We start from the raw sequence: 23,409 nt of genomic DNA, 5'->3' as shown, positions 1-23,409 counted from the left end.
AGATGTGGATAAGGGACAGCGGCAGGCCGCGGCGCCGCGGCCTGGCCCCCCGCCCGCCGACACTGCCGAGCAGCGCGACAACCCGGCGATGAACGACGTGCTGCGGCAGCTGTTCAATCGCTGATATTCCCGGATGTCCCACGCCAATCTCGAAGGCCAACACGGCTAACCATGCGGCGGTAGGGGCCGCCCCACCCTGCCGATCCGTGCTAAACAGCGCGGGATACAGTGGCGCACCCGACGGATTGGAGGGGACGGACGAGGCTGGATGAACGGGGCTACGGACAAGGGCAAGAACTGGTTCCTGCGCGGCGGCCTGTTCGCCAAATACGTCCTCGCGCTGGTCGGCCTCGTCGTGTTCGTGCTGGCGGTCAACGGCGCGCTCGAGACCTGGATCAGCTACCGCGGCATCAAGAGCACGCTGACCGACGCGATGAGCGAGAAGGCGGACGCCACCGCCAAGCACATCGAGCAATCGCTCTCCGACCTCGAGCGCCAGATCTCCTGGGTGACCCGCGCCTCCTCCAACACGATCGAGCTGCGCCGCGCCGACTATGCCCAGCTGCTCGGCCAAGTGCCGGCGGTAAACCAGCTCACGCTCATCAACGGCCAGGGCCGCGAGCTGTTGCGGCTGTCGCGCCAGACCGTCACGGTGAACTCCAACGCCGACCTCTCCCGCGACCTCCGCTTCACCGAGGCGGTCGAGCGCGGCACCGCTTACGCGCCGGCGTATTTCCGCGACGAGCGGCCGTTTATGTCGATCGGCGAGCAGCATTCCGGCTTCAATGCCGGCGTCACCGTGGCCGAGATCGACCTGCGCTTCCTCAACGATTATTTCGGCGATTCCCAGGTCGGCCGCACCGCCTATGCCTATGTCGTCGACGCCAAGGGCCGCGTGCTGGCGAGCTCGTCAAAGGGCCCGGAGGTCGGCAAGGATCTCGCCGCGCTGCCGCAGGTCGCCGCGGTGCTCTCGCACAACGCCAGGCCGATCACCTCCGGCAAGGATGTCGACGGCAACGCGGTGCTGACGACAGCGACATCGGCGCCGAACCTCGGCTGGCACGTGTTCTACGAGCAGCCGACCTCGCAGGCGCTCTCCCCGATCCGCGACCAGCTTGTGCGCATCGCGCTCCTGATCGCGCTCGGCCTCGTGGTCGCGATCATCGCCGGCACCATCCTGGCGCGGCGCATGCTGGTACCGATCACTGCGCTGCGCACCGGCGCGCGGCGACTCGGCGCCGGCGATTTCGGCCATCGCATCGAGGTGAAGACCGCGGACGAGCTGGAAGAGCTCGCCGGGCAATTCAACAGCATGGCGGGACAGCTTGCCGAGACCTATTCCGACCTCGAGGCCAAGGTGAAGGAACGGACCCGCGACCTTGCGCAGTCGATCAACGAGCTGAAGGTGCTGGAGGAGGTCGGCCGCGCGGTGGCGTCCTCGCTCGACCTCAACGCCGTGCTGCCGACGGTCGCCGCCCGCGCGCTCGAGATCACCCATGCCGACGCCGTGCTAATCTATGGCTATGACGCCGCGCGGAGCGCATTCAACCTGACGCAATCGATCGGCATCGACGGCGATGCCGAAGGTCACCATCGCGCGATCGACGCTGACAACAGCCCGCTCGGCGAGGCCGCCGCCAAGGGCGAGCCGCTGGCGTTCCCGGATCTTACCGACCAGCCGGAGCATCCGCTGCGCGATGTCGTGGTCGGCGCCGGCTTCCACTCGGTGCTGGTGGTGCCGCTGGTCGACCAGCAGGGCGTGCTCGGCTCGCTGGTGGTGCTGCGCAAGGCGGCCGGCGATTTCCCCGCGGGCTTGATCGGCCTGATGAAGACCTTCGCGCACCAGGCCGTGCTGGCGATGCGCAATGCGCGGTTGTTCACCGAGGTCGACCAGAAGAGCCACGCGCTGGAACAGGCCAATTCCACCGTGCGCGAGCAGGCCGACAAGCTCAAGCAGCAGACCGAGCAGCTCACCGATTGGAACAAGTCGCTGGAGGCGCGGGTCGAGACCCAGCTCGGCGAGATCGAACGCATCCGCAAGCTCGAGCGTTTCCTGGCGCCGCAGGTGGCGCAGCTGATCGCCTCGTCGGATAATCCCGAGGGCCTGCTCGAGAGCCATCGCCGCGAGGTCACGGTCGTCTTCTGCGACCTGCGCGGCTTTACCGCCTTCACCGAGGCGACCGAGCCGGAAGAGGCGATGAACGTGCTGCGCGAATATCACGCGGCGCTCGGCCAGCTGATCTTCAAATATGAAGGCACGCTCGACAAATATGCCGGCGACGGCGTGATGATCCTGTTCAACGCGCCGATCCAGCTCGCCGACCACACCGCACGCGCCGTGCGGATGGCGGTGGAGATGCGCGATACGGTCGGCCCGCTGACCGAGAAGTGGCGCAACCGCGGCCATAGTCTTGGCTTCGGCATCGGCATTGCGCTCGGCTATGCGACGCTCGGCCAGGTCGGCTTCGAGCAGCGGCTGGAATATGCCGCGATCGGCAGCGTCACCAACCTCGCTTCCCGCCTGTGCGGCGAAGCCAAGCCCAACCAGATCGTGGTCAGCCGCCGCGTCTACGGCATGGTCGAGGCTTTCGTCGAAGGCCGCGCCATCGACGACCTCGTCGTCAAGGGCTTCAACCACCCGATCCTGGCTGCGGAGATTCTCAGCTGGAAAGGCGAGCCATCAGCGGAAGCTGCGGCGGAGTGAGGCGCGTCACGGAACCGGTCCCGCGCCCGGCTTGTTTTCGCGCCAAACGGGTATATATTACCACTGTTCGATTAGCCGTTGCGCCTTGTTGAATGGTCCCATCGGCCTTCCTCCAAAGACATCGCCAGTTGAATTGGTGACGCGTCCATCACGCGAAATGTCTGCTTTGGAGAAGAGATATGGCAACAGGTACTGTGAAGTGGTTCAACGGCCAGAAGGGCTTTGGTTTCATTCAGCCGGATGACGGCAGCAAGGATGTGTTCGTTCACATCAGCGCCGTCGAGCGCGCCGGTCTGTCGGGCCTCGCCGAAGGCCAGAAGGTGTCGTTCGAGCTGAAGACCGACAAGATGCGTGGCAAGACCAGCGCCGAGAATCTTCAGCTGGCCTGAGTTCGCATTCGTCTGCGACCCGATGCTTCGCACTGGTCGCAAAGGAAAGCCGATTCAGGCTTTCCTGATGATGCTCAGCTCATGCCGCAGCGTCATTCCACGGATGTACCGGAGTGACTGCCAGGCCCGCTCGATCTGCACAGGTTGGGCGGGCCTTGGCGTATTTGAAGCAAGGATGACCATGGCCACCCGAACGCCGCCTGCTCCTACCCCCGACAGCCTCGCGCGCGCCGAACGCCAGCGGCTTGCGGCCGAAGAAGGCGCCCGCGCCATGGCCGATGTCGAGCGCGAGGCAATCGCCGTGCGCCAGAACATGGAGCGCCTGCGCGCGCTCCGCGAAGCCCGCGATGCCGATGCCGCGGCGCAGATGGAAACGCCGACGGCCGCCAAGCCAAAGCCCACACGACGCGTCAAGCGCATCGTGCGCTGACGGACTGCCGCGCGCGAGCGGCGAAGTAAGCCCGCGCTCTCTCCCCACGTCGTCCTGGCGAAAGCCAGGACCCATAACCACCGCTATCCGTGATGAGAAGGATCGTGGCCCCAGCCACGCGCCACAACCACCATTCGGGATAATGGGTCCTGGCCTGCGCCAGGACGACACCGAATATGCGGTCCCGATCCTGATACAACTGTCAAACAGCCAAGGGAGGGATACGCGCCAGCATCCTCGCGGCGCACCGCGCCCGAGTCATGCGATCAACCACCCAGGAGAGGGCGCAGGGAAAGCCGGGTGCCGATCGCACCCATGGGCCCCGAGCAAAGGGTCGAAAGCTCGGGGGTAGGACCACAGGTGTAACCGGAGCAATCCGGCTTTCCCTGCGCGATGGGTTACGGCTTACTTCGTGCTCTCCCCGGCGAGACTTGGCTTGGTTGTCACCGTCTCCGCAACGCGCACCGCGCAATTCGAGAGACACCTGCCATCAGGGCGTCAGGACCACACGACTTCACCGTCCGCCGATCAGCGCGCGTCGTCGTTCGCGCCGCCAGCGTCCACCGCATCCCGCCGCACGTTCGTGACGATCGCGATACGCCCCTCTTGCCGGGCGGGATGGAGGACGTTGTACAGGTGAGTTGGGGGCGAGGACGTCAAGTATTTTTCTGGAAATCAAAACATGTTAAGCGCACAAAGCAAGCACATGCTATTGTGCCACACGCAACGCCTCGTGCACGTCAGGGAATGGCGAATCAAAGATGCCGGACAACCTATCCCACAAAACAGCGCCCCCGTGGTTAGTCCTTTCGTACTTGAGCGCTCCACCCGTTGCCGGACAACAGCCTTTCGCATTTCGGTCGCCAATCTACGTCAGTTGGAGAATGAACATACCGCAGCGCCCAGGAGGTTGTCAGTCAATTCGCGCGGAATATCATGGGGATAACGCCCACATGTCGTGAATGCCGACGCGCTGGTAAGCGCCATGGTAAGGCCCGCAGGTCTTTATCACTCTTATGGTGATCGTCATCCGATTCGGCTACTCATAAGGCATTCGCGCACCGGACGAAGACGAATCGAGGGGTAGAGCCAGAGCTTGGGAAGTATTAGTACGCTTTGCGCCCTCAGTTTCGCGCCAAGTGACAAGACCGAGGGCCTTAGGCCGACGCTCCGTGCCGACCTGAACGCCGGTAATCCCGATCTCCAAGTTGGCGCCTTGTGGGCCTATTCTGAACCAAATCCCATAGCCCATCACCATCCGGTTACCCCCACCCCCTCCGCAGTCACGATCCCGACCACCTCCACCCCTCGCAGGAATAACCCGTCCCCCGCCTCGCTCGCGTCATGACGGGCGCGTGCGAACGCGCGCCTGCACGACAACAAGAACAAGCAGGATGGTCTGATGACGGGATTCGACGGGACGCCGGCTGCGGCGTCGGTGGTGGCGCTGCACTGCTCGCTGGGGTCGGGACGGCAATGGACCAAGCTTGCGGCCGCGCTCGGCGGCGACAGGTTTCTGGCGCCGGATATTTCCGGTTATGGCGTGGCGGCCTGCGGGCGCGACTGGCCGCGGACGCTGGATGGCGAGATCGCGCGGCTCGAGCCCTGGCTCGCCAAGGCCACCGGACCGATCCATCTGATCGGGCATTCCTATGGCGGAGCGATCGCGTTTCGGCTGGCGACCGCGTCGGCCTATGCGTCGCGCGTTCGCAGCCTGACATTGATCGAGCCGGTGCTGCCGACATTGCTGCGCGACACGCCCGCCGACGCGCGGCTGTACGAGCGCTTCGCAGGGATCGCGCAGGTGGTGTCGCAGGATATTTTCGACGGCGCGGTGCTGGAGGCGGTGGAGGCGTTCACCGCGTTCTGGGCCGGCTCCGGCCCGCGCGAGCAGTTCTCGCCGAGCGGGCGGCTGCGGATGATCGAGCAGGCCGACAAGCTGCCGTACGATTTCAACGCCGCGCTCGATCTCCACGGCGTGGCGGCGGCCGCGTCCGCGCTGAAGGTGCCGACGCTGTTGATGTCGGGCGGGCTGTCGCCCTATGTGACGCAGCGCATCGTCGCCAAGCTCGCCGCGATCATTGATGGCGCCGAGCTGCGGCATCTGCCGGCCGCCGGCCACATGCTGCCGGTGACCCATGCCGAGCGGGTCAATCCGGAGATCCTGCGGCACATCTGGCGCGCCGAGGAGCTGGCGAAGCTCGCGCTGGCAGGCGATGCCGGCGCGACAGAGACGGCGCAGCCGGCTGGTTCGGCGAGGCCGCATCTGGTAATGAGAAGGCCCTCATTTTGGGAATAGTTTGCAGATGAGTTTGCGGCTCCAGCGATTGATGGGTTTCGCTTCGCTCTACCCATCCTACGGACACCGCGCTTTAGCCGTGGCCGCCTCCGCGCTGTTTGTGCTCGCGGCCACTCCCGCGTCCGCCGCGGGCGAGGCCGACGCCGTGCCGAAGGGCGCGGCGGTGACGGTGCTGAAGGCCTCGAAATACTGCTTCGGCAATATCGTCGAGGTCTCGGGCATCGTGCTGCCGCGCGACGAGCAGCAGGTGCGGCCCGACCGGTTCGGCTTGAAGGTCGCGGAGGTGAAGGCCGATCCCGGCGACACCGTCACCGCGGGCCAGGTGCTGGCGCGGCTGACCGACGGCGCGAACTCGATCAACCTCACCGCGCCGGTGGCCGGCACGATCTCGGCGTCATCGGCGATTGTCGGCGCGCCGGCCTCCGGCAAGGACGCGCTGTTCTCGATCATCGCCAAGAGCGAATACGACCTGGTCGGCATGGTGCCGACCCGCGACATCGCCAAGCTGAAGAACGAACAGAGCGCAAAGCTGAAGATCATCGGTGCCGGCGAGATGGACGGCAAGGTGCGGTTGATCGCGCCAACCATCGAGCCGAACAGCCAGCTCGGCCAGGTGTTCGTCGGGATCGGCGGCAACAAGCGGCTGCTGGTGAATTCGTCCGGCCGCGCGCAGATCAAGACCGGGCAGAGCTGCGGCGTCGCTGTGCCGCTGACCGCGATCCTCTATTCCACCGCCGGCACCGTGGTGCAGGTGGTGCGCGGCGGCCGCGTCGAGACGCGGCGGGTGGAGACGGGATTGATGTCGGCCGGCCAGGTCGAGATCCGCGACGGCATCCAGGAGGGCGACATCGTCGTCGCCCGCGCCGGCGCGCTGCTGCGCGAGGGCGATCCGGTGCGCCCGGTGGGGGCGAGCGCCGACGCTAAGTGAGTGGGCACCGGATAAACGGTGTCGTCCCGGACAGGCGAAACGCGACCCGGGACCCATAACCACCAATGTGAATTGTCTTGACGAGCTGTGGCCACAGCGCGCGCTTCAACAACGCCGCCCTGTGGTTATCGGTCCCTGCTTTCGCGGGGACGACGTGGGAAAGAGCTCGGCCTCAGCCGCCGAGCTTGATGTCTTCCAGCAGCGAGGACGACACGCTCGGCACCTGCTCGCCTTCGCTCGCGCGCGAGATCGCGACGCGGGTCTTGTTGAAGGCGGTCTCTGCGCCGGCCTGGGCGTTGAGATTGTTGATCAGTTCCGAGACCAGGACGCTGTTGGCGCCCTTGGAGTCATCGGCGACCTTGCCCGGCGTCGTCGAGCTCAGCACGATGGTGTTCTCCGGCGGGCTGATCGGGGCGAGGCCGTGCGAGAAGGCGCGGAAGCGGCGCTCATAGGGATTGCGACGCGACGCATCGAGCACCACGAGCTTGGCCTTGGCACCGCGCTCCTTCATCGCATCGAGCACGGACTCGACGCTGACGCCGGTGCGCTTGACGTCGGCTTCCTTCCAGATCGTGGCATCGACCGGGATCATGTAGCTTTCACGGCCGACCTGCACGCCATAGCCGCCGAAGAACAGCATCACGACGGTGTCGGGGCGGATCTTGGCCTTCATGCGCTCGACCGCGCGGAACATGTCGTCCTTGGTCGCATCCTCGACCACGTCGACGTCAAAACCCTCGTGGCGCAGCGCTGACGACAGCGTGCGGGCATCGTTGATCGGCTGGGCCAGCGGCGCTGATGCGTCCGGGTAATGGCCGTTGCCGATGATCAGTGCGAGACGGGAGGCGCCGGCCGCAATGCTGCCGGTGCTGCCGACGGCGACAGCCCCCGCGGGTTCCTTGGCGACATCGAGCGTGCGCTTGTTGAGCGCGGCATGGGCACCGATCGCCAGCGACACCGTGCCGGCCACCGCCACGCAGACGGCGATGGTGCGACGGGAAAGTTGAAGCTGCCTAAGGTTCATAGCGTTCCTAGTCCCAATCCTTGTCCCGAAGGCGCTCGAACAAAATCGCGCCAGTTAGTCGCGTCAGAAGCGGTCAGGTTTAATGGGGTTGAGCTGTGTGTGCCGTTGATTGATCTCAATTTGCGGCGCCGCAACAAACACTCCCTTAACCCGGACGGCAGGCCGGGGCAACCCGATTTGCTGCATGCTGCCGCCCGGCACAGGCCATTGACGCCGTTAAAATCCCGTTACGTGATCTTGATCACATTTGTATTTTGTACGGATTCATGTAGCTTTCCAAAGGCTTGCGCGTTTGGGGGAGGACCGGGGGAAACACCGCCGGGGCTGCGGCGTTAACCGGTTCCTTGAGAAAGGGATTCATGAGCCTTCACGAGATCGCCGGGGCCGTGTGCCGGTCGCTGACCGCCAAGAAGGACGGCCCGTCGCTTTACGACGTCTGCGACCCCGTATTGCAGGCCTATCGCGGCGGCGATCCCCATCTCGGAAAGTTCTACCGGACCGCGCTCGGCAATCCGCCGCTGCGCGCGCTGCTCCGCCGCACCGGCCTGCCCGCGCTGCGCGACCCCGACCGCCTCGCCGGCCTGCGCGCGGCGCTGATCCAGGCGCGCGACGCCGAGGCGCCAGACTGGGCCGCGGTCGGCGCCCCCGTCGCCGACCTGATGGATGGCATCGGCGTGCGCCACCCCGCCCCGCCGGCCGCAGCCGCGCCGGCGCGCCCGCCCGAGATCGCCGAGCTTGACCGCGTTATCCGCAAGACCGGCACGCATCTGCTCGGTTCTTTCCGCAGCAACGGCTTCATCCCGACCTATGCCGCGTTCAACCTGATCGGCGACGCCGACATCGGCGGGCGCGAGCTGCTGATGGCGCTGACCGGGCTGAACGCGCGTGGCTACAAGAATTCGACCTTGCTGTTCGGCTTGGCGCGGATCTTCATCGCGCATTCGCCGGCGCGTGTGCTGATCAACCCGCCATGGCGCGGCATCGCCGAGCCGATGTGGGAGCCGGTGCAGATCCGCCACCGCTCGGCCTATTACGACGCGTTCTTCACCGAGGCGCTCCTCGGCTTTGTCGAGAGCGGGCTGGCGTCACCGGATCAGGCCGGCGCGGCGCGGCGCGCGATCGCCGACATGGTGGACTTCTGCCTGAAGACCAGCGCCGAGGACGTGCCATCGCATGACGGCTCCAATGTGCGGGTGATCACGGCGCTGGCGCCGGGGCGACATCCGCGCTTCTCGCGCTTCTTCGCCCAGATCAAGCAGGACCTCGGCTTCGGCATCTACGTGCCCGACTGCGACACCACGGCGTGCTCGTTCTCGGCCGCGACGCAGGCCGGCTCCGATGATCCGATCCTCACGCAGCCGCTGCTGGATTTCTATCGTGGCTACCAGGTGCGCGCGGGCGCCAACGAGCCTGTTGTCACCGTGCCGCTCAACGACAACATCGACTATGAGGGCGGCGTCGTCACCTGGATCGACAATCTCGAGGGCGAGCGGCCCTACGGCAACGACCTCGATCCGACGCTGAACCTCGACATCCTCGAGGTCTCGTTCCGCAATCTCGCCCGCTGGCAGATCATCGAGACGCCGCAGCGGCTGGAGACGCTGCATCGCATCATCGCCTTCCAGAAGCGGCTGGTCGAAAGCGGCGCGTTCAAAAATCCGCGCTCGCACATCTATTACCTGCCCGAGCTCTATTCGGCTTATTTCGGCCGCTGCTACGCCGCGTTCATCGCGCTGCCGCTGGCAGCGCAGCGCGTGATCGATCCCGGCAACGTGTTCGCGCTGATCCGCGCCCGCGTGCTCGGCTATGTGCAGGGCGAGCTGATCACCCATGAGATGAACCCGTTCGATGCCGCGCTGGCGCTGATGGCGCTGGCGCATCTTGGCGCCGAGGTTTCCACCTTCACGCCGGCGCTGCATTGCATCGTGCAGGGCCTCGGCGAGGGCGGCCGCAAGGGGCCCTACAGGGCCTATGAGTGGAACAAGATGAAGACGCCGACGCGGATCCTGGTCGGCGGCCCCGAGGTGACGTCGGCGTTCGTGCTGATGGCGCTGGCGCTGGCCAGGAAGCGAATGGCGGTGGTGTAGCCGTGCAGGATGGGTAGAGCGCAGCGAAATCCATCATCTCACCACGCGGACAGGATTGATGGGTTTCGCTGCGCTCTACCCATCCTACGGGCTACGAGACTTCGAGAGACGAATGGCTCATTCATCGCCGGATGACGCGAAGTTGAAACTGGCGGAAACACTCGACCACTGGCACGGTTGCCCAATTGCCCGCACAATCCTTGGGCACGGAACGCCGAAAGCCCTTTGAACGAAAAGAACCTGGCCGGGAATGCCGATGTTCAAGACGCTGCTCACTGCTGGCCTGCTGCTGTCGCTGCCGACCTTGGCAATGGCTGCCGACATCACCGGCGTGCCGAAGATCCGCGACGGCGACCAGCTGATGATCGGCAGCGTCAAGATCCGGCTGGGCGGCATCGACGCGCCGTCGACCGACCAGCTCTGCCTCAACACCAAGGGCGAGCGCTGGACCTGCGGCGTCGCCGCGCGCGACGAGCTGATCAAGCATGCCGGCAACAAGAGCTGGACCTGTCACGCCCGCTCGGTCGATCGCCGCGGCCGCACCATCGCGCGCTGCGAGGTCGACGGCGAGGACATCCAGAAATGGATGGTCAGCAATGGCTGGGCGCTGGCCTTCACCCGCATCTCGCACGACTACGAGCCGGACGAGAAGGCGGCGCGTGAGGCCAAGGCGGGGATGTGGCAAGGCGCATTCATCGCGCCGTGGGACTGGCGCGTGCGCAACAAGAAGACCACCGTGCTCGGCGCGGTGAAGCCGCCGGAAGGCGCCAATGCGATCCTGCTGGCCTCGGCCTCCGGGCCGGTCGCGCCGTCGCCCGACTGCACCATTAAGGGCAACGTCAACCGCTCCGGCGAATGCATTTTCCACCAGCCGACCAGCCGCTGGTACGCTAAGATCGAAATGAAGATCAGCAAGGGCACGCGCTGGTTCTGCTCGGTCGAGGAAGCCGAAGCCGCCGGCTGCCGTGAGACGCGGCGCTGAGGCGCGACGCCCTGATTCGGAAGCGTGTGCCGTGACCGATGTCGAGACCATTCCGCATGCGGTGCGCCGTCGCAAGCGCCTGCGCTATCTGCAGCTGCTGCTGTTCGTGCTGGCGATCTACCTGATCGGGGCCTATCTGGCGCTGCCGGCACTGTGGACGCATTATGAGCACCAGAAGGGCCTCGCCAACCTGCCCATGGTGACCCGTACCGCGCAGGGCATTCCCGGCGACCCCATGAATGTCGGGCTGATTGGCGACACCAAGGACGTGGTCTGCGCGATGCACGAGGCCGGCTGGTTTCCCGCCGATCCGGTCACACTGAAATCCTCGATCGAAATCGTCGGCTCCGTGCTGCTGGATCGGCCCTACAAGGATGCGCCGGTGAGCAACCTGTTCTATCTCGGCCGCCGCGAAGACCTCGCCTTCGAGCGGCCGGTCGGGTCGAGCGCCGATCGCCGCAACCATGTCCGGTTCTGGCGGGTGCTCGATCAGGGGCAGGAGAAGCGCCCGGTATGGCTCGGCGCCGCGACGCTCGACCGCAGCGTCGGCGTCAGCCATTACACCGGCGCCGTGACGCACCATATCGCGGCCGACCTCGACGCCGAACGCGCGTTGCTCGCCACCGATCTCGAATCCGCCGGCATGGTCACCGCGAAATACCAGGTCACGGGCATCGGTCCGACCTTCGACGGGCACAATGGCGGCGGCGATCTCTACTACACCGACGGCGAGATCTGGGTGCTGCGGCTGGTCGAGGCCTGCAACAAGAACCACGGCACCGTCGCGCAAATCCCGAGCCCCGCCGCGACCGAATTCAAGGACCAGATCTGGCGCGCGGTGGTCGAATCGATCGGCAAATAGGGCGCGTGTCCCGCGGTTTTGGAAACGCTGGATTGCTTCGCCCGGCTCGCAATCCGCCCTGCGATGGAATACTCTCCCCGCTTGACCCCTCACACGCATGATTTGCGTTGCTTTACCCAAAAGGAACAGGACGATGACCGTTCGCGCGGGCCGGGAATTTCTGGCCATCCCCGGGCCCACCACGATGCCTGATCAGGTGCTGCAGGCGATGCATCGCCCGGCGCTCGACATCTACTCCAGCGAGATGGTCGAACTGACCGAGAGCCTGCTGCGCGATCTCTCGAACCTGTTCGCCACCGCGGGCAAATCCTACATCTACATCTCCAACGGCCACGGCGCCTGGGAGGCGACGCTCTCCAACGTGCTGTCGCGCGGCGACAAGGTGCTGGTGCTGGAGAGCGGGCGCTTCGCGATCGGCTGGGGCATGGCGGCTGCCGCGATGGGCGCCGAGGTCGAGGTGCTGAAGGGCGACTGGCGCCGCGCGATCCGCCCGGCCGAGGTCGAGGAGCGGCTCAAGCGCGACAAGGAACACAAGATCAAGGCAATCCTCGCGGTGCAGATCGACACCGCCTCCGGTGCGGTGAACGACATCGAGGCGATCGGCAGGGCGATCAAGGCGGCCGGCCACCCCGCGCTGTTCATGGTCGATACCGTGGCCTCGCTCGGCTGCATGCCGTTCGAAATGGACAAATGGTATGTCGACGTCGCGATGTCCGGCTCGCAGAAGGGCCTGATGACGCCGCCCGGCCTCGGCTTCGTCGCCGCCAGCGATCGCGCCTGGGACGCCCACAAGAAGGCCGATCTGCGCACGCCCTATTGGGACTGGACCGAGCGCGAAGGAAGCGAGCACTACCGCAAATATGCCGGCACCGCGCCGGTGCACCTGCTGTTCGCGCTGCGCGAGGCGATCAACATGCTGCACGCCGAAGGCCTGCAGAACGCCTTCGAACGGCACCGGCTGCTCGGCGAGGCGGTGCGCCGCGCAGTCGCGGTCTGGGCGGAGGGACAGGTGCTCGGCTTCAACATCGCCGAGCCCAATGAGCGGTCCAACACGGTGACGACCGTGACCGTCAAGGGCGCCGATCCCGCCGCGATCCAGCGCTATGCCAAGGAGAAATGCGGCGTCGTGCTCGGGACCGGCATCGGTGATTTGCAGGGCCAGGCCTTCCGCATCGCGCATATGGGCCACGTCAACGCGCCGATGATCCTTGGCACGCTCGGCGTCGTCGAGGTCGCGCTGACCGCGCTGGGGATTCCGCACGGCAAGGCCGGCGCCGACGCCGCCATCCAATGGCTCGGCGAGAACGTGAAGGCGTAGGACGAGCGCAGGCAGCCGTCATCCTGAGGCACGGGCGAGACCACACGCTCCGCTGTCGTCCCGGCGAAAGCCGGGACGACACTGAGTGTTTGGCGTCGCTGGTGAATGATGCGCTCACAAGGACGGCGGGAGGCCGTGCATGCAACGCATTGCTAAGGCACCAACACTTTTCGTCGTCATCATTTTCCGCTTTACTGCCGGCAACAGCCGGGCCCTGATCCCTGCGACATAACAACATGGAGGGATCGCTTGGCATCGGTGGAACTACGCAGCCTGGTCAAGCGGTTTGGATCGTTTGTCGCGGTTGATGACGTCTCCCTCATGATCGATCACGGCCGGTTGGTCTGTCTGCTCGGGCCGTCCGGCTGCGGCAAGACCACGACGCTGCGGCTGATCGCAGGCTTCCTCGAGCCGTCCGACGGCGAGATCCGGGTCGGCGACCGCGTGGTGTCGTCGAAGGCGCGCACGCTGCCGCCCGAGCAGCGCAACATGTCGATGATCTTCCAGAGCTACGCGCTGTGGCCGCATATGACGGTTGCAGAGAACATCGTCTATGGGCTGCGCTTGCGCAAAATGGACCGCGACACGATTGCGAAAAAGCTCGCCGCGATCCTGGCGACCACCAAGCTGGAACCGCTGGCACAGCGCTATCCGGGCGAGCTATCCGGCGGCCAGCAGCAGCGCGTCGCGCTGGCGCGTGCGCTGATCGTCGGGCCCGAAACGCTGCTCCTCGACGAGCCCTTGTCCAACCTCGACGCCAATCTGCGCGAGGAGATGCGGTTCGAGATCCGCCGCCTGCACGACGAATATCGCTACACCACGGTCTATGTCACCCACGATCAGTCCGAGGCGATGACGACCGCCGATCTGATCGCTGTGATGAACGCCGGCAAGATCGACCAGCTCGGCACGCCTGAGGACATCTACGCACGACCGGAATCCGAATTCGTCGCGCGCTTCATCGGCGCAGCGAATGTTATCAAGGGCACCGCGCGTGATGCATCGCATGTCGAGTTCGCCGGCGCGACATTGGAAGTGGTCGGTGCCAGGCTCACGAGCGGCCAAAACGCACCGGTCGCGATCCGCCAGCATGAGATCCTGCTCTCGACACGGCCGCCCGCCGCCGCGCCAAACACGCTCAAAGCCGTCGTGACGCGACAGGTCTATCTCGGCATGAACCGCGACTACATGGTGGAAACATCAGACGGCACCTCGCTGCGGGTGACCACGCCGACGGAGACCGCAGTCGAGAAAGGCAGCGAAGTCTGGCTGACCTTGCCGCCCGAGCGCTGCCGGGCGCTCAGCCGATAAATAACAAGAAACGGAGGGACGCGATGCGGACGGCAATTTCCAGACGCGATGTCCTGAAAGGCTCAGCTGCGCTTGCCGCCGGCACGGTGTTCGCTTCACCTGTGAACGCCGCGGCACCCGAGCCGGTCACGATCACGCCCGACCTCGTCGCGGCCGCGACCAAAGAAGGCAAGCTCGTGTTCTATTCGTCGATGGACCTGCCGGTCGGCGAAAAGCTCGGCAAGGCGTTCGAGGCCGCCTATCCCGGGATCACGGTGCAGATCGAGCGCTCCGGTTCGGAGCGGCTGTTCCAGCGCGTGGCGCAGGAATTCGATTCCAACATTCACGCCGCCGACGTCGTCAACAGCGCCGACGCCTCGCATTTCATTCCCTGGAAGAAGAGCGGCTGGCTGATGCCGTTCGTGCCCGAGGACGTCGCGAAGCACTTTCCCGACAATTACCGCGATCCCGACGGCATGGCCGTGACCACGCGGCTGTGGCTGTCGTCGATCGCCTACAACACCAATCTAGTGAAGGCCGAAGACGCGCCGAAGAGCTTTGCCGACCTGCTCGATCCGAAGTGGATCGGCAAGATGGTGAAGGGCCATCCAGCCTATAGCGGCACCATCATGACCACCACGTTCCAGATCGTGCGCGAGCTCGGCTGGCCGTATCTAGAGAAACTCTCCAAGCAGCGCGTGATGCAGGTGCAGTCCTCGACCGATCCGCCGAAGAAGCTGTCGCTGGGCGAGCGCGCCGTGATGGCCGACGGCAATGAATACGGCATCGTGCTGTTGAAGGAAGCCGGACAGCCGGTCGAGTCGGTCTATCCGACCGAGGGCACGCCGACGATCTCCGGTCCGACCGGCATCTTCGCCACAGCGCCGCATCCGAACGCCGCAAAGCTGTTCCAGGCCTGGCTGCACACCCGCGAGACCCAGCAGTTCTTCGTCGACTTCACCGGGCAATATTCGGTGCACGCTCAGGTGCAACCCAAGGCCGGCCGGCGCAAGCTCGCCGACATCAAGCTGATGAAGGAAGATCCGGCGGGAGTGGAAGCAATGACCGAAGAGATCAAGACGCGCTATGCGCGGCTGTTTCGGGTGTGAGGATGCGACAAGGCGCCATATCCACCACCGTCATTCCGGGGCGCGCGCAGCGCGAGCCCGGAATCCATCGAGCCGCATTGACTATGGCGGGATGGATTCCGGGCTCATCGCTCCGCGATGCCCCCAGGTGCACAATTGCGCACCGGGAATGACGAGGAGAGATACCGCGCATGACTCTCACAACCACCACCCCCACACCTCGCCATCGCATCGACTGGACGCGCCCCGTGCTGTGGCTGTTCGCCGCGGTGCTGATCCTCCTGATCCTGCTGCCGCTGTCATGGCTCGCGGTGTACGCCTTTACCGACAAGAACCGCCATCCGACGCTTGCAAACTTCGTCACGCTGTTCAGCAATCCGGATTTCCTCGATCCGTTGCTGACGACCGCGATCATCGCCACGACATCTGCGGTGATCTGCTGCATCGTCGCGGCGCCGATCAGCTGGCTGGTGTCGCGCACCGACATGCCGGGGCGGCAGACCATCCGCGCGCTCGTGACGGCCTCGTTCGTGACGCCGCCGTTCCTCGGTGCGGTCGCCTGGGAATTGCTGGCAGCGCCCAATTCGGGGCTGCTGAACCAGCTCTACCGGCTGTTCGCCGGCGAGGACGCCGACGCGCTGTTCAACATCTATTCGATGACCGGGATCATCTTCGTGATCTCCTGCTACACGTTCCCGTTCGTGTTCGTGCTGGTGGCGAATGCGCTCGACACCATGCCGGGCGAACTCGAGGATGCCTCCGCGATCCTCGGCGGCAACGCCTGGACCACGGCGCGGCGGGTGACCATCCCGCTCGCGCTGCCCGCGCTCGTCGCCGGCGCGCTGATCGCCTTCCTGCAGGCGATGACGCTGTTCGGTTCGCCCGCGATCCTGGCGCTGCCGGCCGGCTTCCACACCATGACGACCAAGATCTGGAGCCTGTTCCAGTATCCGCCGAAGCTCGAGCTCGCGGCAGCCGCCGCTGTGCCGCTACTGGTGCTGACCATCCTGCTGCTGCAGGGCCAGAAGGCGCTGCTCGGCCGCCGCGGCTATTCGGTGATCGGCGGCAAATATGGTGCACCGCGCCGGGTCGAATTGCGCGGCTGGCGCTGGGCGGCGCTCGGCTTCTGTCTTCTGGTGCTGCTCAACCCGGTGTTCCTGCCCTACCTCGCGCTGCTCAACGCCGCGTTCTCGCCGAACGCCACCACGCTGGTGACGCCGTCGACGGCAACCCTGCACAACATCATCTTCGTATTCACCGAGCTGTCGTCGACGCAACTTGCGTTGAAGAATACGGTCATCCTCGGCACCGCGACCGCGACGATCGGCACCATCCTTGCGCTCGTCATCGCCTATGTCACAACCCGCAAGGTGATCGCGGGCCACCGGGTGCTCGGCTTCCTCGCCACCGCGCCGGTCGCGGTACCCGGCATCGTACTCGGCGTCGGCCTGTTCCTGAGCTACACGCGGCCGCCCTTCGTGCTGTACGGCACGCTGTGGATTCTGCTGCTGGCGTTCCTCACCATCAATCTGCCCTCGGCCTATCAGCAATTGCAGGCGGCGTTCGCGACCGTCCATCCCGAGCTCGAGGAAGCCAGCCGCATCCTCGGCGCGACGCGGCTGCAGGCGCTGCGCCAGATCACCGCGCCGCTGCTGCGCACCGGCGTGATCGCGACCTGGTGCTTCATCTTCATCGGCGTGATGCGGGAACTATCGGCTGCGATCGTGCTGTTCACCTCGCAAACGAAGGTCCTGTCGGTCCTGATCTACGATCTCAACGAAGGCGGCGACCTTGCCGCGATCGCGGTGCTCGGCATCGCGATGCTGCTGATCACCTTCGCCGTGGTGCTCATGGTGAACCAGATCCCGATGTCTGGCGGCAGCGCGGGCGCGAAGCTGCGGAACGGGTAGCTCGCACCGCCGGCATTGCGAGGAGCGAAGCGACCAAGCAATCCACCTGTCGGCTTGCGGCGCAATGGGCGGCTTCGCTTCGCTCGCAATGACGGGGATAGATCGAGGCTCTCAACCATCCCATCCCATCTGGCAATCGCCACATTCATCCCGATATAAAGCGGAACCCCGCACCATGAGGATCGTGTGACCAAATCCGCCACTAAGACATCGCCCCCGATCGCGCCGCGCCGGCCGCATTCCTTCACCACCCACGGCATCGCGGTGACCGACGACTATGCGTGGATCAAGGATCCCAAATGGCAGGAGGTGCTGCGCGATCCGTCGATTCTCGATCCCGATATCCGGAACTATCTCGAAGCCGAGAACGGCTATACCGAGAGCCTGCTCGGCCATACCGACGCTTTGCAGAAGCGGCTGGTCAAGGAGATGCGCGGACGGATCAAGGAGGATGATTCCAGCGTGCCGTCGCCGGACGGCCCGTTCGCCTATTTCAGAAAATTCCGCGAAGGCGGCCAGCACGAGCTGTACTGCCGCACGCCGCGCGACGGCGGTGAGGCGCATGTCGTGCTCGACGGCGACGCGCTGGCAAAGGACCACAAATATTTCAAGTTCGGCGGCAGCCGGCATTCCAACGATCACAAGCTCCATGCCTGGAGCGCCGACACCAAGGGCTCGGAGTATTTCTCGATCCGCGTCCGCGACTGGGCCAGCGGCGCCGATCTCGAGGATCTCGTCGAGGAGACCGACGGCGGCGTGGTCTGGGCCGCGGACTCCAAGAGCTTCTTCTACGTCAAGCTCGACGACAATCATCGCCCGATGCAGGTGTGGCGGCACAAGCTCGGCACCAAGCAGACCGATGACATCCTGATCTATGAGGAGCAGGATTCCGGCTGGTTCACCCATCTGCACGAGAGCGCCAGCGGCCGCTTCTGCGTGATCGCCGGCGGCGACCACGAAACCTCCGAGCAGCGGCTGATCGATCTCGGCAATCCCGACGCGCCGACGCGCCTCGTCGCGGCGCGCGAGGAAGGCGTGCAATATTCAATCGCCGACCGCGGCGACGAGCTGTTCATTCTGACCAATGCCGACGACGCCATCGACTTCAAGGTCGTCACCGCGCCGCTCGCCGCGCCCGAGCGTGCCAACTGGCGCGACCTGATCCCGTATCGCGAAGGCGTCTATGTGCTCGACGTCGAGCTCTATGCCGGCCACATGGTGCGGCTGGAGCGCGCCAACGCGCTGCCGGCAATCATCATCCGCGACCTCAAGACGGGCGAGGAGCATGCGATCGCGTTCGACGAGGCAGCCTATTCGCTCGACACCATGGGCGGCTACGAGTTCGACACCACCAATCTGCGGTTTGCCTATTCGTCGATGACGACGCCGTCGGAGGTCTATGACTACGACATGGCGACGCGGACACGCGTGTTGCGCAAGCGCCAGGAGATTCCGTCCGGCCACAACCCGGCCGACTACGTCACCACGCGCATCATGGCGACATCGCATGACGGCGCGCAGGTGCCGGTCTCGATCCTGCATCGCAAGGATTTCGTTCGCGACGGCAAGGCGCCGCTGCTGCTGTACGGCTACGGCTCCTACGGCATGGCAATGCCGGCGTCGTTCGCGGCCAACCGGCTGTCGCTGGTCGACCGCGGCTTCGTCTACGCGATCGCGCATATTCGCGGCGGCGCCGACAAGGGCTGGGGCTGGTATCTCGACGGCAAGCGCGAGAGGAAGACCAACACGTTCGACGATTTCGCCGCCGCAGGCCGCGCACTGATCGAGGCGAAGTATACGGGTGAGAAGCGCATCGTCGGCCATGGCGGCTCGGCGGGCGGCATGCTGATGGGTGCGGTCGCCAACCGTGCCGGCGAGTTGTTCGCCGGCATCGTCGCCGAAGTTCCGTTCGTCGACGTGCTCAACACCATGCTCGACGACACGCTGCCGCTGACGCCGCCGGAATGGCCGGAATGGGGCAACCCGATCGAGAGCGAGAAGGATTTCCGCACCATCCTGTCCTATTCGCCCTACGACAACATCGCGGCCAAGGACTATCCGGCGATCCTCGCGATGGGCGGGCTCACCGATCCGCGCGTGACCTATTGGGAACCGGCGAAATGGATCGCACGGCTGCGCGCCACGATGCGCGGCGGCGGCCCGGTGCTGCTGCGCACCAACATGGGCGCCGGCCACGGCGGCGCCTCCGGCCGCTTCAACCGCCTCGACGAAGTCGCGATCGTCTACGCGTTTGCGCTGTGGGCGGTGGGGATGGCTGACAAGGCGGAGGCGTAGGGCAGTCTAGCCGAGTTAGCTGGCGCGATCCCTCCCCATCGTCGTCCTGGCGAAAGCCAGGACCCATACCGCGTGATCTATCGAGAGAGGAAGTTGCAGTACCGCGGCACGGCCAGCCTTCCAAACTCCGCCCTGTGGTTATGGGTCCCGGCTTTCGCCGGGACGACGGCGGAAAGCATGGCGATCGCTTGACAGGGACGACAGCGGAGGGTGTGGCGGCGACGCCTACCGCCCCTTCGCCTTCCGCCAGACCGCAAAATCCTTCAACGTCTGCTCATCCGTCGCCGGGTAAAGACCAAAGATGCCGCGGCCGTTCTGGACCTGCTCGGTGACGAAATCCTCGAACGCCGTCATCTCGAAGGTCTCGTTTGCGATCTCGTCGGCGAGATGCGCCGGGATCACGATGACGCCGTCGCTGTCGCCGAGGATCACGTCGCCGGGAAACACTGGCGCGTCGCCGCAGCCGATCGGCACGTTGATCTCGATCGCCTGATGCAGCGTCAGGTTAGTCGGCGCGCTCGGGCGATGGTGAAACGCCGGGAAGCCGAGCCGCGCGATCTCGGCGGAATCGCGGAAGCCGCCGTCGGTGACGACGCCGGCACAGCCGCGCTTCATCAGCCGCGTCACCAAGATCGCGCCGGCCGACGCCGCGCGCGCATCCTTGCGGCTGTCCATGACCAGCACCGCGCCCGGCGGGCAATCCTCGATGGCCCTGCGCTGCGGATGCGCGCGATCGCGGAACACCTCGATCGTATTGAGGTCCTCGCGCGCCGGCATGTAGCGCAGCGTGAACGCCTCGCCGACCATGGTCGGCTGATCCGGGCCGAGCGGATGCACATCCTGGATCATCTGGATGCGCAAGCCGCGCTTGAACAGCGCGGTGGCGACAGTGGCGGTGGAGACGGATTTCAGTTTGTTGCGGGTGGTGTCGCTGAGTTTGGACATGGTGCGTTGCTTTCTCCATTCGTCATTCCGGGATGCGCCGAAGGCGCAGGCCCGGAATCCATTCACCACAGCGCATGCGGCCCGATGGATTCCGGGTTCGCACTACGCGCGCCCCGGAATGACAGCGTCAGTAAATCGACGGCTCCCCGACCGGCTTGCCGAAACCGGTCTCGAGGAAATCGAAGTCGCAGCCTTCATTGGCCTGCTTGATGTGTTTCGAGAACATCCAGCCATAGCCACGCTCGAAGCGCTTTTCGGGTTGCTTCCATTCCGCGCGGCGTTTGGCGAGCTCGGCCTCGGGCACATCGAGATCGATGGTGCGGGCGGCGACGTCGAGCGTGATGCGGTCGCCGTTCCTGACCAGCGCCAGCGGGCCGCCGATAAAGGACTCCGGCGAGACGTGCAGGATGCAGGCGCCATAGCTGGTGCCGCTCATCCGCGCGTCCGACAGCCGCACCATGTCGCGCACGCCCTGCTTCACAAGCTTGGTCGGGATCGGCAGCATACCCCATTCCGGCATGCCCGGCCCGCCCTGCGGGCCGGCATTGCGCAGGATCAGCACATGATCTGCGGTGACATCGAGATCGGGGTCGTCGACCGCCTTCTTCATCGACGGATAGTCGTCGAACACCAGCGCCGGCCCCGTGTGCTTGAGGAAGCGCGGATCGCAGGCACTTGGCTTGATCACGCAGCCATCGGGCGCGAGGTTGCCCTTCAGCACCGCCAGCGCGCCCTCCTTGTAGATCGGGTTTTCCACGGTGCGGATGACGTCGTCGTTGTGGACTTCAGCACCCTCGATGTTCTCGCCGAGTGTCCTGCCAGTGACCGTCAAGCAGTCGAGATGCAGATGCTGCTTGATGCGGTTCATCAGGCCGGGCAGCCCGCCGGCGTAGAAGAAATCCTCCATCAGATAGAGGTCGCCGCTCGGTCGCACATTGGCGATGACCGGTACCTTGCGGCTCGCGATCTCGAAATCATCGAGCGAGATGTCCTGGCCGGCGCGGCGCGCCTGCGCGATCAGATGGATGATCGCGTTGGTCGAGCAGCCCATCGCCATCGCGACCGTGATGGCGTTCTCGAAGGCTTTGCGGCTCTGGATCTTCTGCGGGGTCAGATCCTCCCACACCATCTCGACGATGCGGCGGCCGGCCTCCGAGCTCATGCGGATATGGTTGGCATCGGCTGCGGGGATCGATGAGGCGCCGGGCAAGGTCATGCCGATCGCTTCCGCGATAGCTGTCATCGTCGACGCGGTCCCCATGGTCATGCAGGTGCCGTAGCTGCGGGCGATGCCGGCCTCCATGTCCACCCAGTCCTTGTCGGAGATTTTTCCGGCGCGGCGCTCGTCCCAGTATTTCCAGGCGTCCGAGCCGGAGCCCAGCGTCCTGCCCTTCCAATTGCCGCGCAGCATCGGCCCGGCCGGCAGATAGATCGCCGGCAGGTTCATGCTGGTGGCCCCGAGCAGCAGCCCGGGCGTCGTCTTGTCGCAACCGCCCATCAGCACCACGCCGTCGACCGGATGGCCGCGCAGCAGTTCCTCGGCATCCATCGCCAGCATGTTGCGGTAGAGCATCGTGGTCGGCTTCAGCAGCGATTCCGACAGCGACAGCGCCGGCAGCTCCAGCGGAAAGCCGCCGGCCATCAGCACGCCACGCTTGACGTCATCGATCCTGCTCTTGAAGTGCATGTGGCAGGGCTGCGCGTCGGACCAGGTGTTGACGATCGCGATCACCGGCCGGTCGCGCCACTCCTCCGGCGCGTAGCCCATCTGCATCGCGCGCGAGCGGTGGCCGAAGGCTCTGAGATCGTCGGGCGCGAACCAGCGCGCGCTGCGCAACTGATCCGGCGTCTTGTTCTTCTTGGTCATCTTGGATGCGCCATGTGTTTGGTCGTGCGTGTCAACATTGCTCGCGCGCCGTCGGCGCACATGCTCTGGGCCACGGATATACAGGATTTCCGGACGTGTCGTCCCGCGACTGGCGCAGACGTGTCGTTCGCCGCCCGCGCCTGCTTCACAACTTGGTGCAGATCCGCATCGCGGCCGAGCGTGCGGCGCACAAACTCCGCGATGTGGAAACCGGAGCGCAAGCCAGCCCTGACCGGCCTCGGCTTACTTCTGCTGCGCCGTCATCACGATGCGGACGAGATCGGCGGCATTGCGCGCACCGAGCTTCTTCATGATGTTGGCGCGGTGGTCCTCGATCGTCCGCGGGCTGATCCCGAGGTGACGCCCGGCCTCCTTGTTGGAGGCGCCGGCCGTGAATTGCTCGAGCACCTCGCGTTCGCGGCGGGTCAGCGGCTCACGCCCCGGGAAGTGCAGCGAAGCGATGCGCGACGCCGAGGTCTCGGCCTGGCGTCTCGTATAGGCGTCGATCGCCTCATTCAGGCGGCTGACGATCTCGTTGCCGCGGAACGGCTTCTCGATGAAGTCGAGCGCCCCGTTCTTGATGGCGCTGACCGCCATTTGAATGTCGCCCTGGCCGGAAATCATGAAGATCGGCGCCGGGTAGTCCTCGCCGTGCAGCTCCCGCAGGATATCGAGACCGGATTTGCCGGGAATGTGCACATCGAGCAAGATGCAGGCAGGCGTCCTGCTGCGCGCCACCGCGAGCAGCGCGGCACCGTCTGCAAAGCAGATCACCTTGTAACCGGCGGTCGACAGGACCACGGAAAGCGTCTCGCGAACGGCGGGGTCGTCGTCGACTACGAAGATTTCCCCGCGAGGAGCGCCATTCTCAACCATATGCATCGTCCATCAGTGGTGAAGCGTGCTGCCCAGATTGCACAAGAACCAGTTCGACCATCTCGATCAATGGACCCGTATTTGTACGGGACGTCCGCTTAACGCACAAGTAGCA

General features: G+C 65.3%; 17 protein-coding genes. 13 read left to right on the top strand and 4 right to left on the bottom strand.

Annotated features, from left to right (window positions below; translation table 11 throughout):
- Positions 1-268 precede the first annotated feature (268 nt).
- From CK489_RS10190 to CK489_RS10170, 5 genes are all read left to right on the top strand, one after another.
- A complete protein-coding gene (locus CK489_RS10190; protein WP_095732209.1) occupies positions 269-2,704 on the top strand; it encodes an adenylate/guanylate cyclase domain-containing protein in 2,436 nt (811 codons plus the stop codon).
- Between the two features lie 179 nt (positions 2,705-2,883).
- On the top strand, positions 2,884-3,093 hold the full coding sequence (locus CK489_RS10185) for a cold-shock protein (RefSeq protein WP_021078030.1): 210 nt from the start codon (positions 2,884-2,886) through the stop codon (positions 3,091-3,093).
- Positions 3,094-3,268: 175 nt separating this feature from the next.
- Positions 3,269-3,523: a hypothetical protein gene (locus CK489_RS10180; protein ID WP_502694113.1), complete on the top strand. Its 255-nt coding sequence runs from the start codon at positions 3,269-3,271 to the stop codon at positions 3,521-3,523.
- A gap of 1,402 nt (positions 3,524-4,925) precedes the next feature.
- Positions 4,926-5,822 (top strand): alpha/beta fold hydrolase, encoded by an 897-nt coding sequence (locus CK489_RS10175; protein ID WP_095732208.1) that lies wholly within the window; start codon positions 4,926-4,928, stop codon positions 5,820-5,822.
- A gap of 7 nt (positions 5,823-5,829) precedes the next feature.
- Positions 5,830-6,750, top strand: a complete 921-nt coding sequence (locus tag CK489_RS10170; RefSeq protein ID WP_245350306.1) for an efflux RND transporter periplasmic adaptor subunit — start codon at positions 5,830-5,832, stop codon at positions 6,748-6,750.
- 172 nt (positions 6,751-6,922) lie between these two features.
- Here CK489_RS10170 and CK489_RS10165 read toward each other — a convergent pair whose 3' ends face one another.
- Positions 6,923-7,774 carry a caspase family protein gene (locus tag CK489_RS10165; RefSeq protein ID WP_050631093.1) on the bottom strand — a complete coding sequence of 284 codons (852 nt, stop codon included), beginning with the start codon at positions 7,772-7,774 and terminating at the stop codon, positions 6,923-6,925.
- A 359-nt stretch (positions 7,775-8,133) separates the two neighbouring features.
- Here CK489_RS10165 and CK489_RS10160 point away from each other — a divergent pair, with 359 nt between their 5' ends.
- The 8 genes from CK489_RS10160 to CK489_RS10125 all read left to right on the top strand — a co-directional run bounded on the left by CK489_RS10160 (position 8,134) and on the right by CK489_RS10125 (position 19,606).
- Complete coding sequence (locus CK489_RS10160) at positions 8,134-9,861, top strand: hypothetical protein (protein WP_095732206.1); 1,728 nt, start codon at positions 8,134-8,136, stop codon at positions 9,859-9,861.
- 256 nt (positions 9,862-10,117) lie between these two features.
- The gene (locus tag CK489_RS10155) at positions 10,118-10,843 is read left to right on the top strand and encodes a thermonuclease family protein (protein WP_050632024.1); all 726 of its coding nucleotides are present in this window, start codon (positions 10,118-10,120) and stop codon (positions 10,841-10,843) included.
- A 31-nt stretch (positions 10,844-10,874) separates the two neighbouring features.
- Positions 10,875-11,705, top strand: coding sequence for an LssY C-terminal domain-containing protein (locus CK489_RS10150; RefSeq protein ID WP_050632018.1), 831 nt, complete (start codon positions 10,875-10,877; stop codon positions 11,703-11,705).
- Between the two features lie 133 nt (positions 11,706-11,838).
- Positions 11,839-13,023, top strand: a complete 1,185-nt coding sequence (locus CK489_RS10145; RefSeq protein ID WP_050632019.1) for a pyridoxal-phosphate-dependent aminotransferase family protein — start codon at positions 11,839-11,841, stop codon at positions 13,021-13,023.
- Between the two features lie 258 nt (positions 13,024-13,281).
- Entirely contained in the window at positions 13,282-14,334 is a 1,053-nt protein-coding gene (locus CK489_RS10140; RefSeq protein WP_245350309.1) for an ABC transporter ATP-binding protein, read from the top strand.
- A gap of 23 nt (positions 14,335-14,357) precedes the next feature.
- Positions 14,358-15,422 carry a substrate-binding domain-containing protein gene (locus CK489_RS10135; RefSeq protein WP_095732204.1) on the top strand — a complete coding sequence of 355 codons (1,065 nt, stop codon included), beginning with the start codon at positions 14,358-14,360 and terminating at the stop codon, positions 15,420-15,422.
- Between the two features lie 170 nt (positions 15,423-15,592).
- Positions 15,593-17,311 (top strand): ABC transporter permease, encoded by a 1,719-nt coding sequence (locus CK489_RS10130; protein WP_095732203.1) that lies wholly within the window; start codon positions 15,593-15,595, stop codon positions 17,309-17,311.
- A 186-nt stretch (positions 17,312-17,497) separates the two neighbouring features.
- Positions 17,498-19,606, top strand: coding sequence for a S9 family peptidase (locus CK489_RS10125; RefSeq protein WP_095732202.1), 2,109 nt, complete (start codon positions 17,498-17,500; stop codon positions 19,604-19,606).
- A gap of 225 nt (positions 19,607-19,831) precedes the next feature.
- On the opposite strand, the gene CK489_RS10120 is transcribed toward CK489_RS10125, so the two are convergent.
- The 3 genes from CK489_RS10120 to CK489_RS10110 all read right to left on the bottom strand — a co-directional run bounded on the left by CK489_RS10120 (position 19,832) and on the right by CK489_RS10110 (position 23,294).
- Positions 19,832-20,551 carry a ribonuclease activity regulator RraA gene (locus CK489_RS10120; RefSeq protein WP_095732201.1) on the bottom strand — a complete coding sequence of 240 codons (720 nt, stop codon included), beginning with the start codon at positions 20,549-20,551 and terminating at the stop codon, positions 19,832-19,834.
- A gap of 127 nt (positions 20,552-20,678) precedes the next feature.
- Entirely contained in the window at positions 20,679-22,418 is a 1,740-nt protein-coding gene (gene araD, locus CK489_RS10115) for an L-arabinonate dehydratase (RefSeq protein WP_095732200.1), read from the bottom strand.
- Between the two features lie 243 nt (positions 22,419-22,661).
- On the bottom strand, positions 22,662-23,294 hold the full coding sequence (locus CK489_RS10110) for a response regulator transcription factor (RefSeq protein WP_050632109.1): 633 nt from the start codon (positions 23,292-23,294) through the stop codon (positions 22,662-22,664).
- Between the last annotated feature and the right edge of the window lie 115 nt (positions 23,295-23,409).

The organism is Bradyrhizobium sp. UFLA03-84 (genome assembly GCF_002289535.1).
Taxonomy (GTDB): domain Bacteria; phylum Pseudomonadota; class Alphaproteobacteria; order Rhizobiales; family Xanthobacteraceae; genus Bradyrhizobium; species Bradyrhizobium viridifuturi.
Note: the sequence above shows the minus strand (reverse complement) of the source record. Positions and strands in the feature narration are given on the sequence as shown.